At 67.4% G+C, this 14,000-nt stretch carries 7 protein-coding genes; 6 read left to right on the top strand and 1 reads right to left on the bottom strand.

The window, feature by feature from the left end; genetic code table 11:
- Positions 1-417: 417 nt before the first annotated feature.
- Positions 418-2,352 carry an Hsp70 family protein gene (locus tag ACTMSW_RS19270; protein WP_441182009.1) on the bottom strand — a complete coding sequence of 645 codons (1,935 nt, stop codon included), beginning with the start codon at positions 2,350-2,352 and terminating at the stop codon, positions 418-420.
- A 330-nt stretch (positions 2,353-2,682) separates the two neighbouring features.
- Here ACTMSW_RS19270 and ACTMSW_RS19265 point away from each other — a divergent pair, with 330 nt between their 5' ends.
- The 6 genes from ACTMSW_RS19265 to ACTMSW_RS19240 all read left to right on the top strand — a co-directional run bounded on the left by ACTMSW_RS19265 (position 2,683) and on the right by ACTMSW_RS19240 (position 13,721).
- On the top strand, positions 2,683-5,262 hold the full coding sequence (locus ACTMSW_RS19265; RefSeq protein ID WP_441182008.1) for a transcriptional regulator: 2,580 nt from the start codon (positions 2,683-2,685) through the stop codon (positions 5,260-5,262).
- Between the two features lie 398 nt (positions 5,263-5,660).
- On the top strand, positions 5,661-6,887 hold the full coding sequence (locus ACTMSW_RS19260; RefSeq protein WP_441182007.1) for a hypothetical protein: 1,227 nt from the start codon (positions 5,661-5,663) through the stop codon (positions 6,885-6,887).
- A 5-nt stretch (positions 6,888-6,892) separates the two neighbouring features.
- Entirely contained in the window at positions 6,893-7,444 is a 552-nt protein-coding gene (locus ACTMSW_RS19255; protein ID WP_441182006.1) for a hypothetical protein, read from the top strand.
- A 664-nt stretch (positions 7,445-8,108) separates the two neighbouring features.
- On the top strand, positions 8,109-11,273 hold the full coding sequence (locus ACTMSW_RS19250; protein ID WP_441182005.1) for a hypothetical protein: 3,165 nt from the start codon (positions 8,109-8,111) through the stop codon (positions 11,271-11,273).
- Positions 11,270-12,652, top strand: a complete 1,383-nt coding sequence (locus ACTMSW_RS19245; protein ID WP_441182004.1) for a protein kinase domain-containing protein — start codon at positions 11,270-11,272, stop codon at positions 12,650-12,652. Before ACTMSW_RS19250 ends, ACTMSW_RS19245 begins: the two co-directional genes overlap by 4 nt.
- A gap of 40 nt (positions 12,653-12,692) precedes the next feature.
- The gene (locus tag ACTMSW_RS19240) at positions 12,693-13,721 is read left to right on the top strand and encodes a hypothetical protein (protein ID WP_441182003.1); all 1,029 of its coding nucleotides are present in this window, start codon (positions 12,693-12,695) and stop codon (positions 13,719-13,721) included.
- The last annotated feature ends 279 nt before the right edge of the window (positions 13,722-14,000 follow it).

Genomic DNA, 14,000 nt, shown 5'->3' with positions numbered 1-14,000 from the left:
AGTGTCTTCATGGTGCTGGCCTTTCGGAGGGGTTCAACAGGGTGAGGTGCTCGGGGCGGTACTGACCGCACTGCCGCGATAGCGGGAGCGCGCGCGTCCGCCAGCGGCTCGGCCAGGCGAGCCGGCCGACTGGAAGGGCGGAGTGGGTTCGGACGCGGCTGAGCTGAACGTCGTCGTAGCTCGGTCAACGCCACGATGCGATGCCTCCTTCGCTCGACCGGACACGTGCAGATAGCCCGCCGAGCGAAGAGCTCAGCGGGCTGGCTTTCATGGAGTGGGGGCCGCCGATCTGGCGGCCTGTCAGCTGTCAGACGGCCGTACCGGCGCAGGTGATCACGGCGTACTGCACCTGAGCGTCGCTGAGCCCGCAGTCTGACCGGCGACCTTCCGCGCTCGATGCCTGTACCTGGCGGTTTGTCAGGAGTTAGAGCCGCCCATGAGACGGCTTAGCGTCTGCCTCGCGGTGGGGTAGGCAAGTCGCAGGGTATGAGCGGTGAGACGGAGGCCCCACCAGGTGAGAGCGATGAGGTAGCCGACGATCAGGGCGCTGCTGGTGTTGCTGCTGAAGACGAGGGCGTAGCCGATGGCCAGGCCGGGTGCGGTGATGGCGCGGGTTACGCGGCTGCGGCTGGCGGTGAGGGCGGTGGCTGCGCCGAGGAGGGCTGCGCCGATGCTGCCGGTGAGGCCGGGCATGCCGGTCAGGTCGACGGGGGTGGTGATGGTGAGGGCGGCGCGCATGAGGAACATGCCGGCGGCGGCGGTGATCGTGTGGGTGATGACGGGGCGGGTCAGGGCGAGCCAGGTGGGCATGGCCTCGGCGGGGATTCGTGGCGCGGTGACGGCGATCAGGGCGGCGCAGGCGGCCAGGGGGAGGGCGGCGCCGAGGGTCCATTTCAGGTAGGGGGTGTAGTCGAGTCCGACGGCGGTGCCGGTGGCGAGGCCGTAGAGAGCTGCGGCGACGGTGCCGCCGACGGCGGCGGCGAGGTAGCCGCGGCGGATGAGACTGCCGGTGGTGGGCTCCGGTCCTGACGCGGCGGTGGTGCCGGCGAGCCAGGTGGTGGGTGCCAGGTGCGCGACGGCGAGGGCGGTGAGCATGGCGAGCGCGCCGGCGATGCCGAGTTGCGGTAGGGAGGTGCGGGCGCCGATGACGGTGGTGAGGATGGTGGTGATGTCGGCGGTGAGGACGGCTTGCAGGAGCAGAGTCAGGGAGCATGCGCCGATGAGCAGGGCGCCGGTGAGGTCGCTGACGCGCAGCCGCACGCGGGGTAGCCGTGCGGCGGCGGCGCGAGGGTCGGGTTGGTGGGCTGCGGTGAGGTTCAGGGCTCCGTCGGCCAGGGCGTGAGGGTGATCGACCAGAACGGGGCTGAGGCCGGTGGCGTGGGCGAGCCGGTCGGTCAGCGCGGGCAGGGCGCGGGCGGGCCGCAGGATGACGGCAGCCAGTTTCTCCTTGTCCACGTCGGCGGCGTCGAGGAGCTCGATGACGGTGGTGGGTATCTGATCCAGGAGCGGCTGCGCGGCGGTTGTGATGTCGTCGCGGGTGATGACCGCGGGCTGTCGGGGTGCGGGTAGTAGGACCGGTGCGCGGTCCTGGGTCGCGAGCAGGGTTCTGGCCGCGCGGACGGACTCCACGATGGCCAGACGACCGTCGCCGTCTGCGGATGAGTTACTCGCCGTTCGCAGCGGATCATCGTCTGCGGTAGCTGCTCGCACGACGTGCTCGGTGATGAGGCTGTCGAGGTCGGGTACGCCGTTGAGCTGCTGTGTCGCCAGCTCGCGATAGCCGTCGTCGACCGCCTGCAGGACGGTGACGATCGCCGGATGGCGGTCGGCCTGGCACACAAGCACACAGGAGTTCTCGGGCGTGGTGAGGCCGAGCGTCGTGGCGTACGCGGTGAGGGCGGCGGGCGCGGTGACCAGGGCGGGAGAAGGTAGTCCTGCTCGGGTGGCCGCCTCGCTGACGTGTCCGCGGCGGCGTGGCCCCCAACTCGGTGGGATGGTCAGGGTGAGCTCAGCGATCGGCTGGCCGACCTGGTCGGCCGCATGGTGTCCGGCATGTCGTAGGACGGCAGCGAGCAGGTCCACGGGGTCGGGTTGTGTCGGGTCGTCGGGGCCAGTGGGCGTGCCGAGCAGGGTGGTGGGGTCGTCGACGAAGCGGTGGTCCGCGGGGAGTGATCTGACGGCTGCGGTGTCGAGACCGACGTAGATCTGACCCGCGGGTCCGGTGGCGACGCCCGCGGGCATGGCGGGCCGACCGTCGATGAGAACCGGGATCCGGACGCCCTGCTGGGTGACTGTGACGGCGACGGCCGAGGAACTGAGGTCGATCGACGCCCTGACGCCCCCGCTTGGCATGAGGGGCAGTCTCACGCGTGAAGGTGACGTGACGCCAACGTGATCCTCTCCGAGTGATCCTTTGTGCGCGTATGGTGAGAATCCTTCTTGACGGGATGGCGGTATCCACTGACTCTCGTGTATCCGGAGAGGTCATGGATCAACCGGCGAGGAGAGGGGGTGCCGTGAATGTCTCCAGACAACAGCGACCGGATCGCCGAGTACGGTGCACGGGCCACGGTGCACCTACCACGCGACGTACCTCCACCGCGTAGGTCGACGTCACGGTCCTTGGCCGGTCGTGTGCGCGCGGTCATCGGCGCTGTTTTCTTGCTCGTGGTGGTACCGGCGTTGCTCTGGCTCGCAGGCGGCAATCCGGTGCGGCGGCTGCCCGCGTGGTCGCAGATCCCGGAGTGGTTCGAACGCTCGGGCGGACGGTTCACGCCGGAGGTCCTGATTGGCGCGGCTCTCTGGGTGATGTGGCTGCTGTGGGGCGTGTTCGCGCTGCTGCTGTTCGCCGAGCTCGTCGCAGTGCTGACCCGTCGCCGTATTCCCGTGCTCAGGCTGCCGGCGCCGCTGCACCGGCTCGTGTTCGGCCTGGCCGGCACCGCTGCGCTCGCCGTCACCTCCACCGGCTCGCTCGATCGCGCGGCGAACCCTGACGTACCGGCCACTTCTGCTGCCGCGGCGGAGCGCGCTGACGTTCCTCGGCAGGCCGCCGCCCGGGGCCCTGCGGTCATCCACGTCGCCGGCCAGCGCTACCTCTACACCGTTGAGCGGCACGACACCCTGTCCAAGGTCGCTAGGGAGTGGCTGGGCGACGCGGACCGGTGGCCGGAGATCTGCACGCTGAACAAGCACCGCCACTTCCCTGAGGTCGGCGGCAGGCTACGCGACTGCAACCTCATCTACCCCGGCTGGGAACTACGACTGCCCGGTGACGCCCGTCCACCACAGGCCGCACGGCTCGCACCGCCACCCGAGCCACCCTCGACGGTCACGCCCCCGCCCGAGAAGCCGGGCGCCACTGCAGAGCCACCTGGTCCCACCGTGCAGCCGCCCACCACCCGTAAGGAGCCGTCCGCCGTCCCGAGCACGGCACCATCGACAAACCCGAGCGCTTCCTCACCGCCGGCTCGCTCAACGGCACCGCCCAGTGTTGCCGCGCCGCCGCCAGTTGCTCCGACCGTCACCGGCACCGACAGTCCGGCGGTGACGACCGACGAAGACGGTGTGCAGCTGTCGCCCTCTACCTGGCTGCCGTGGTCCCTCGCCGCCGCGATCAGTGCCGCCACCGCATTGGTGTGGCTCCAACGCCGACGCCGCTACACCAGCGAACCGGACACCGAACCACCCATCGACCTGCCGCCACCGGTTGTCCAGGTCCGCCGCGCCGTGGCCACCCACCGCCCTCCGCTACCCGACGCCGACGACGACGGCGAGCCGGCCGACCCCGTACCCCAGCTCATGTCACTGCCGACAGGCGGAATCGGCGTCGTCGGCGACGGCGCACACGCCGCAGCCCGCGCCACGCTTGTCGCGGCCCTGGCCTCCGGCGGCCCGCACCACCCCGATGCACGCGGCGAAGTCATCATCGACTCCGCCACCCTGGTCACGCTCCTCGGGCCCGACGCCACCGCCCTGCAACCGTGGCCACGGCTGCACATCGTCGACAGCCTCGACCATGCACTCACCGCGATCGAGGCCCGGCTCCTGCACCGCAGCCGCATCCTCGACGAGCACGCACTGACCGACCTGGACACCCTGCGCCGGCAGGCCCCCGACGAGGAAGCCCTACCACCGATCGTCGTCATCACCGCGGCCCCGCCCGCCGTCGTATCCATGCGGACCAAGACCGCTCTCACCCTCGGTGCCACCCTTGGCGTGTCCGCCGTGCTGCTCGGCGAATGGCAGCACGGCGTCACCCTCGACATCGCCGCGGACGGCCACACCAGCCACGCCTCCGGGGCGGCCAGCGGGCCGATCCCCCCGCGCCTGCCCGTCCTTGACACCCCCACCGCCATCGGCGTCCTCACCACCCTGCGCGAGGCGCAGACCGGGGAAACCAGCGCACTGCTCACCGACGCGGCACCGGGCCCGGTGGTCCCACTGCACGCGAGTCGAACCGACCCCGCACCGCCCAATCCGCCGGCACCGGTCACCGCGACCGTCGAGCCCATCACTGCCGGCAAGGCGCACCTACGCGTGCTTGGACAGCCGCGCATCGACAACATCAGCCAACCCGGCCGACCACTACGCGCCAAAGCACTCGAACTCGCGGTGTTCCTGGCCTGCCACCCCGACGGCGTCACCACCCGCGAGATCGGCGAATACCTCGAACCCGACGCCCGCCTCAGCCAAGCCGACCAGCGCGTGCACACCAACGCCAGCAACCTGCGACACGTCCTCGCCCGCGCCGGCACCTACGAGGCCAGGAACGCCTACGTCGTCAAGAACGCCGGACGCTACCGGCTCGACCCCGCCGCCGTCGACGTCGACGTCTGGACCCTGCGCGACCTGCTCCGCACCGCCACCATCGCGACCGGCCCACGCCGCCGCCAACTGCTCACCGCCGCCTGCGACCTCTACACCGCGCCCCTGGCCGACGGCCACGACTACGAATGGCTGCCACCACACCGGGAGACCGTGCGCCGCTGGGCCACCGAAGCCCACCTACTCCTGGCAGACGACCTCATCAACACCGACCCACAGGCCACATCCGACCTCCTCGACAAGGCCATTGGACTGGACCGCTACAACGAAGCCCTCTATGCCAAGGCGATGCAGGCCCGCCATGCCCTCGGCGACACCGACGGCATCCGCGCCCTCCTGCGCGCCCTGACCAAAGCCCTCGCCGACCTCGACGCCGAACCCCAGGAAGCGACCATCACGCTCGCCCACCAGCTTCGGAACAACCTTGCCGGCAGCTAATCACCACGGGTACCGGCGCACAGCCAGCCAGGGACTGACGCCGGCTGCCGAAGCCATCCAGAGCCATGGCCGGAGAGATGTCGACGTCCGGACATGCCGAATATAGTGCGTCGTGGAACAGCCCCTAAGGGTGCCATCCTTTCGTGACCTCATGGGAGGGGCGCCTGTTGGGAATGATTAATTCCTAGGTGGCGACTTGCTGCCAGCGGGAGGTGGATGCATAACTCGAAAAGTTTATCGCCTGGTACGTGCAGCCTGTCACGCATTTGTCCGCTTCGCCGGATTGTCGGGTATGCGCCTAGTTGATCGCGAGACAGCTCACTTGTGTCCGAACTGGGGAGGCCGCGCCGATGTCGCGACGCTAGCGGAATGGTGTCCATGCCGGCTTGGAGACAGGAGTGATCGCGTTGAGTGACCCGCCAGAGCTGGCGTTGGACGATCTCGTCGGTGAGGCCGCAGTGCTGCGGGTCTACCGTCAGGTCTTCTCGGTACTTGCTCGCGAGGCCGGGGCGATGATCGTGGATCCAACCACGATCAATGTCGACGAGTCGATCTTGGAAGCCTTCGCCGAGGCGGCCGGCGAAGGGCTGACAGTGGAACAGGCTGTTGCCGAGTGTCGGCAATGGGCTGCTTCGATCGTGAGGCGGCGGTTCGACGTCTTACGCAGCTACGGCGCGATCAGCCGGGTCAATGATCGGCCGAATGAGCTCTACCACCGGGCCGCGTTCGCGCCCTATGTAATGCTGCTGTTCTTGCGGCGTATGGCCGAGCAGGGCGGTCAGTCGGAACTGCATCAGCTGCTGACCTTGGAGCAGTTGAACGTCAAGAGCGCGAACGCCGTTGCGGCCGACGGCGTGGCCTCGGTGCGCCGGTTGACCAAGGTATTCCGATTACTGGGCAATGAACTGGCCATCCTGGCGGCGGGCAGCACAGCCGAGACGCTCGGTAACAACGCCCAACTCTTGTGGGGTAACGAGTCGCTGATTGACCAGGCCAAGGACGTCCACACTGTCGTGCTGGGTAAGTGGCCCGAACTCGACCGCGAGTGCGCGGAACTCCGGGTCGCGCTCGCTGCCTACGCGGACGCGATTGACGCGGCGGCGGGCCGCTTGATCGCACAGGCCGGCACCACCCGCGCGTTGGGGCTGCTTCCGGTGGAGGCGTGGCGCACCTTCGGCCGCGAGTCGAGCCCGGAAGTGCTGGCCGCGGTGCTCGATCGCTTTGTCTTCGACGCCCCCGCGCCGTGGTTTTCACCGCAAGCGCTGATCGAGGCAGTGGAAGCGGGACGCCAGATCAGCACAGCGAGGGTTCCGCCTCCCCGCTCTGATAACGCCGAGCCAGCACCAGAGGCTGATGCTGATATCGCCGACGACGTTGAGAAACTCAGAGCCATCGCAGAGCGGCTGCTGGCGGACGCGAACTCGGTGAGCATTGTCGATGTGCTGGATGACGCCGGTGACTGGATATCGGCACGTCGCGTGCTCGCCGAGGTCACCGCCATCCATCACCACCCTGACCTTGACTACGAGCTCGTGTGGCGCGACGGCGTGCGTATCGAGGTCGCCGCCAGCCCTTCATGGACGTCACAGGGGCGCTTTCGGCGCGCCAGCCGGGCGGGCGGGTAGGAGGGATGAACGAGTCGGAAACGGCACTGTGGTGGGCGCGCATTCGCGCCGCCGGCCCGCAACGCGTGGCGCCGAGCAGCGCCTTCCCAGCGGGAATGCTGCGCCTGGTCGAGCCTGACGTCACGGCGGTATGGCTGTTGACAGTGGTTCCCGAAGGCGCGAGACCCAGCGTGTTGGAGGAGTTGGGATTGCCTGCGCTCGCCGTTGAACAACCCAACGACACCGCGCGCGTGCTCGCTGCCTGCCTGCGCTGCTGCTGGGCGGAGCCGACCGGGTCGATGTGGCCGGGGACACCGGTGTCCAGGCAACAGGTGGCAGCGGTGTTCGAGGAGATCACTAACCGGGACCAGGTTGCCTCCCACCGAGCCTTACTCGCGGCGATCCGGCGTTTGGCTGGTGCCGGCTGGCTACTCTGGGACGAGCCCGGCCAGACGGTGCGGCTCGGTCCGCGAGTCGCCGCATGGGGATCAGCGGATCTGAGTGCCCTGCGTGAGCTGTTGCGGATGTTGCCCTCCGCCGCCAGCATCGGCCACGGCGACCCGGAAACTCGGCGATGACTAGCCCTAACGCAGCGCATCCGGTATTTGAGCCGATCCTTGCAGGGCTGAGCGAACGGCACCGCGACGAAGTCCTTGCCGCGTTCGCGGCGGTGGAACATAGCGCCCACCCGGTCCCCGAGGTGCAGATGTTGGCGTTGCGGGATGCCACGCTACGCAGGGACCTTCAGCGGCTATTGCACCGAATGGGACGGACGCTCGTCCCAGTGGGTGGCACGCAGTGGACCTCGGGGTACCGCGACGACGTCGCTGCCGAACTGACTGGTGCAGGCTGGAATGCCCTCCCGGTCATCGACCGGGCCGTGCTCGTGCTGGTGTTGATTCACTCGGTCGCGATTCCCCGTAGCCAGGGACTACTGTCCGGCGACTCTTGGATCTCCGCGCAACCGACGCCAGTCGATGAAATTCTTCGCTACGCGCAGCCTGGAAGAGGTGACGTTCGTGTCGCTCTGCAGAGGTTACGTGCTGCTGGACTCGTACAGCTCGCTCCCACTCGAGGCAGAGGATCCGCCGGCAGGACTGCTTACTTGCCCGGTCCTCAACTTCACCGGCTGACACCCGTGGCACGCGCGGCGTTGCAGCAAGAGTTGATTCTGGCCGCCGCACCGCACAGCCCGCTGGCTGCCGCGATACGAACGCGCCGCGCGCATCCCCGAGGAGAACAGTGAGCACGGCCCTAACCTGGTCTACGGCGGGTGGCGATTCCGGCCCTGTCGACGTTGTCGGCGAGCGGGTGCTGGTCGGCGTCCAAGTGGTCAATATCTCTCGGTTGTCCACGCACCCGGTACCGATGATCAGCCAGGGCCTGGTCACGGTCGCGGGTCAAGGCCCGAAGGACTCCAACGGTGCGGGGAAGTCCTCATTGATCGCCGCAGTGAGCCTGCTACACGCCGATGAGCAATGGCGGCTGGCCAGTGGGGCGGCCGGGGCTGCGGAGCTGCTGTTCACCGCCGAGATCGCCGCGCAAGAAGGCCGCTGGTCCAACGTCGACTGGGGGTATGTGATCGGCGTGTTCACCGACCCCCGCGCCGACACCTCCGATGCGCTTTCGGCCAGCGCCCTGACCGTGTGGATACGGATCAACCGTAAGGCCTCGCACATTAATCTGCGCTGGAAGGATGGGCTCTATGTCCCATACGGGGCGACCGAGTTCGAACGAGCCGCAGGAGTCGACACATTGTGGGACGCGCTCCCTACCAGCAACGGGCGTAGCGACTTCCACGCGAACCGGCTCGCATCCGTCCTATACGGAAGCCACGTGCGGTGCGTGTCATTCCTGTCGACCTCGGTGCGGTCCAGCCCAGCGGCCAACCTACTCGCCCAGCCCCTCAACGACCTGGACCCGCAGAGGATCTTCGACGCCATCGCCACACTGACCGGGTTGGACCGCGAACTCGAACAAGAGCAGGCCCTCCGGTCGGCTGAGCATACCCACCGCAACAACGTCCGCGACGCCGTAAGAGATCTCGATGGCTGGGAACACGAAATGGCAGTCGTTGAAACCGGCATTGCGCAGCGCGGTCACGCTCGCCTCCTGTTGGGCAATGCGAAGGCGTCGTGGCAGGCCCGCTGCGCTCGACACTTCGTTGACGGGGCCGCTCGCAGCGACGAAATCCGCCATGAACTCAACGCGCTGGAGGTCCGCACCAAGGAGTTGCAAGCAAAACTGTCCGCCGTGGAAGGCGATCTTTCAGGATTGACTGACGACGAGGAGTTCAACCGCAACTTCCGCGAGGTCGAAGGGCGCTGGAAGGAACTCAATGGGCGTGACCAGCAACTGGACACCGAGCATCAGGTGGCCGCCCAGCATCTCGAAGACCTGACTACGACACATCGGGAGCTTTCCGACAAGGCTCGCGCGGCTGACGGACGCAGCGTCGAGACCGCGCAGGCTGAGGAGGCCGGCGCACGCACGGCAGTGGAACAGGCTCTCGGGTCCAGGGGAGTCGCCGAAGAAGCCGAAAAACAAGCGAGCAGGCTGCTGGCCGCCGCCGAGTCCGGTGAGGACGTCGCCGCGGACGAGCTACAGGTGCTGCGCGATGAGGGTATCCCCGCCGCCGCGTTATTGGACGTCGTCCAGCTCAACCCCGACCAGCGACGCAACTGGGAGCCCCGCCTTGTGCCCTATAGCGGTGCCGTCGTGGTCCTACGCGGGCACGTTGACAGAGCCCAGGAGAAACTCGCGGGGCGGCCAAGGAGGGCGACACTGGTCATCGCTGACCCGCCTCGAACGCACGCGCCCACCCACAGCACCAGCCTGCCCGCGAGCGCCGATACCAGGTTCGACCTCACCGCGTTCTTTACCGCGATCCTCGACCGGGCGGGCACCCAACCTGCAGAGATCGACGTGGCCGCCGGGGTAATCGTGGTGGGTGAATTCGCAGATCCACTCGCCGGCCGAGCCGCACGCATCGCCGCAGCCCGCGCTGAGCATCGCGCGAAAGCCGATCTTCTCACCGAAGCCAACAAGCTCCTCGCCAGTGCCCGGCACACGCTGGCCCGAGCCGAAACCCGTACCAAAGCGGCCGAGGCAGGTGAGCAAGCGGACACGACCGAACTGAAGATCTCCGAACTGCGAGCGGCCAACCAGAAGCGACAGGAGCGACGCGATGCGCTGAAGCCCGCGCTGGACGTCGCCCATGCGGCCTACACCGACGCGCTGGGCGCGGGCAAAGCACGCGAGGAACGGATCGAGAACCTGCGCGGCACCAAACAGCGCCTTGAGCGTGAGCAGATCGAGCAAGACGAAAGCACGACGAAGCTCACCGATGAGCGGTTGGCTCTGGACCTGCCCGGCCGCGAGGCGGCCTGGGGAGACTCACCCCAGTCCGCAAACCGGTTCCTGCTGACCCTGGACGCCGAGCAGCAGACCCGTATCACCGCGGCGTGGAACGAGGAAACCTGCTCTCAAGTCAACGAGGTCGTCCGGCGGTGTTTCCCCGAAGGCACACCCCACGACGAGATGCCCGCCGAGATCCGAGAACTGCTCATCGAACAACGTTGGCATCGCGGCGGACTGGACATTCGCGTCGGTCTGGTCCCCGCACTCATCCGCGCGCTGCGTACCCATCTGACCCAGACCGAACAGCACGACCACTACCAGCAGCAGCAAATCGCCACCCAGCGTGCGCAGCGCACCGGTGACCTGCAGGCGGCGCGGCTAGGCTTGAGTGAGGCCGAGCAGACCTCCCGGGCGCACCGGGCATCGCTTGCCCAGGGGATCAAGGCGAAGCTAAAGAAAGTCAGCGAAGAGTTCAACCGCCTCGACGAACGGTACGGCGGTTACGGGGCGAGCCTGGACTACCCCGAGCCCGAGCCACCCGCTGAACCCGATAGGCCGTGGCGGTGGACCGTCACACCCAAGTGGCGGCGCGCCGAGGGACAGCGGATGTCGGGCTACAACCTTCGTAGCAACACCGCCCAAATGGACGAGAAGGCCGTCAAGCTGGTGTGCGCCGCCGCGCTTGCTGGAGGGGGCGGTCGCCCCTTGCTGCTCGTTCTCGATGAACTCGGCCGCAACCTCGGCAAGCAACATCGCCGTGAGGCGGTCGCGCTGTTTGAGCAAATCGGAAAGGACCGCAACATTACCGTGATTGGTGCGCTACAGGATGACATGGAGCGCTACGCCATCGAGGCATCTGGGCTCTATATCAAACTCCGTCGCCGCTCCGACAGCATGGCCTACAACGAAGCACCTGTCATCGTCGGAGACGACGCCAACCGTGCCCGCGTCGAACTGCTCCAGGAGTGGTTGACCTCCTACCGCCCCGCCGCCGACATCGCCAACGAAGAGTCCGACGAGGACGATTTGGATGACGACGCGGCGTGACCGAACCGTCGCACCCAACAGGGGAATTCCCCATGCCCGGCCACCCCGGCGTGCCCGAGGGACTCCGCGCCTATGCGCAGCCCACAAACGCCGACGGCACCTTCGACCACGACCGCGCCGGCCGCCCCAAAGTACGGCGAGTACACCTACGCACGCACCCGCCCACTCCACCACAGCGACCGGACGGACTCGTCAACGACGCCGACTGGAGCTGGGCCACCAGCGCGCCTCGCCGCTGGAACACCATCACGACCAAACTCGGTGATCGTGCCGATGACGTGGCACTCGCCCTGGCCCGAGCAGGATGCGTTGGCCTCGAACACGACTACCGATCAGGCACGATCTGCCATCCACCCCGCGGCTGGACTCCTCATCCTGACCTGCACGCCGCCCGGCAAGAGCAAAACCGCCAGCGCGCCGCCCACCGGGCCGCACAGGCCGACGAGGCACGCCGCCTCGCTGCCGAGCTCATCCACCGTCCGGCCACCAGGCCACTTGTAGCCATGCTCACAGCGCAACGGGGCGGGCCATACCGTGACCACGTCATCGGGGCCGCCCGCGCCCTCCTAGCCGACGGCACCATCACCGACACCAATATGGCCGCAACGTGGGCCGCTGTGCGCTGGCTCAAGCGCGGAACGAAGTCGGACTACGACAGAGACCAAGAGCCGCTCGCTGAAGGAGGTCAGGGCGCGGTCTACAGCGGCATGCACAAATACACCCGCACCCCCATTGCGCTGAAGCAACTCCGCTACGTCGATGAGGACGCCCTACGCCGCATGCGCCGCGAGATCTCCTTCGGGCACCGCTACGGAGAGCACCCGAACGTCATGCCGGTCTTGGACTCCGACCCAGACGGGCGGTGGTTCGTCATGCCGCTCGCGAACGGCAGCGCAGCCAGCCATGCGGAACGCCTCAGGCGGGAAGCAAGAGCACTCCGGGACCTCGTCACAGCCGTCTGCGAAGGGCTGCGCCGCCCACACACCGACGACAGAATCCACCGCGATATAAAGCCAGCCAACGTCCTGCTCCTCGACGGCAAATGGGTCGTAGCAGACTGGGGACTAGGCCGGCAGCCCCGAGGGGAAACCAGCATTCCGCGCCAAACTCGGACCGGCACCGGCTTCGGCTCCGAGGGATTCGCCGCACCGGAGCTGTCGTCCGGAAACCCCCACAACGTCACAGCCGCCGCCGACATCTACAGCATCGGGCGGCTCATCGCAGCCATCCTAACCGGGGGACGACCGGAGCAGAATCTCCCACTGCTGCCTCCCAGCGGACCATGGGTAGCTGTAGTAGCGGAAGCAACCCGGCACAAGCCAACCGACAGGCCACAAGACGTCGACGAATTCCTCCGCCTGCTCAAGGACATCCCGTGACCGCTCCCTCGCCGTCCCGACCGAAAGGATCATCTTGTCGATGACGCGCATTGCGCTCGAGCCGTACTTCCTGCACCAGGACCAGGTTCAGTCCCTACTCGGAGAGCACCGGACGGAATCCGCACGGGCGCGGGCGGCCCGCAGGAGCGATCCCGAAGCAGCACTGCCCTACGTGCTTGCCGCAGAACTCGCCCAGGCGCTCTCCTCGCTGGGAATCGGCGAACTAGCCAGGCACGTCCTGGAGCGGGACCTACGCGCGGGGCAAGTCGTCGGCACCGAGCTGCAGTTTGAGTTCCAGCGAGACCGGGACCGCGACGCCCCAGGCTTCAAGCCAGCCAGCTTCACGGCGGTACTCGACGCGGGCGAGCCTATGCGTGTCACCGGAACATTCAACGCGGTACGAATCGCCAGTTCCTCCGCGGCCGGGAGCCTCGCCGGGAACAGGCGGGTTTACCTGATCGGGACGGTCACCAATCTCAGCGCGGAGCAAGTCGAGCTCAGGCCGGTCTTCATCGGAATCAGGTCGTTCGTCGATGACGAACTTCCCGCCGGAGTTTCAGCGCCGAGAGCGCGGGTCTACCCCAGCGATATCGGCCAGTTCAGCGGCATCGACTTCGCATCTCCCTTCGCCGAGGCCGAGGGTGAAGCGGTGCTGCGTGTGCCGGAGGACACGGTGAAGCGCGCCTTTGCCGAGCTGCTCGGCGAGCCGTACGTTCCGAAAGACTGGGGTGGCGAACGCTCCGACCTCTACACCTCACGAGTGTTCGCCCGTGGGCGCCAACTGTCGGCCGCCTGGCTGTTCAAGGGACCGGGCTTCCCTCGCGCGATGGACGTCAAGGCTCTGGGCAAGAACGGTGACCAGATCGACCGGCTGTTCACCGAGCCCGCGGAGCTACTCGTTCTGCAGCACTGTCATCAGATCAAGCCGAGTGTGGTTGGCATGATGGATGCCTACGCCCACGACGTGCGGCACCCCCGTTTCTACATGATCATTGATGGGGCCGATACCGGACGCATACTGAGGTCTTTGGGTCTGCTCCCTGTAGCCCCCGCACGTCCGCCTCTGTAGATCCACAGGAGCCGGCGGCCGCTCGGCGCGGGTCGAGCGGCTCACCTGGGGTGAACCGTTGCCGCATCGGTGGCATCAGCTGTCACGGGTCAGGGAGTGGTCCTGTCTGGTGGCCTTTTGATCTTCTTTGCGGGCGGACAGCAAAAATCCGTGCTGGTGGTCAGGTGATCTCCGGTTGGGTCAGGTCCGCGCTCACCCCTTTGCCGGCGAGGGCTTGCTGCAGCCTATGAGAGTCGCCCTGAGTGGTACCAGGTGAACAAGATCAGTTGTCTTGGTACG

The organism is Micromonospora sp. BQ11 (genome assembly GCF_052068135.1).
GTDB lineage: Bacteria > Actinomycetota > Actinomycetes > Mycobacteriales > Micromonosporaceae > Micromonospora.
The sequence above is the reverse complement of the archived record's forward strand: the minus strand, read 5'-3'. Positions and strand labels throughout refer to the sequence as shown.

Bases quoted from the DNA above. Each gene is read 5' to 3' on its own strand.
- ACTMSW_RS19270 (WP_441182009.1), bottom strand. From the start codon at position 2,352: ATGCCAAGCGGGGGCGTCAGGGCGTCGATCGACCTCAGTTCCTCGGCC.
- ACTMSW_RS19255 (WP_441182006.1), top strand. From the start codon at position 6,893: ATGAACGAGTCGGAAACGGCACTGTGGTGGGCGCGCATTCGCGCCGCC.
- ACTMSW_RS19240 (WP_441182003.1), top strand. From the start codon at position 12,693: ATGACGCGCATTGCGCTCGAGCCGTACTTCCTGCACCAGGACCAGGTT.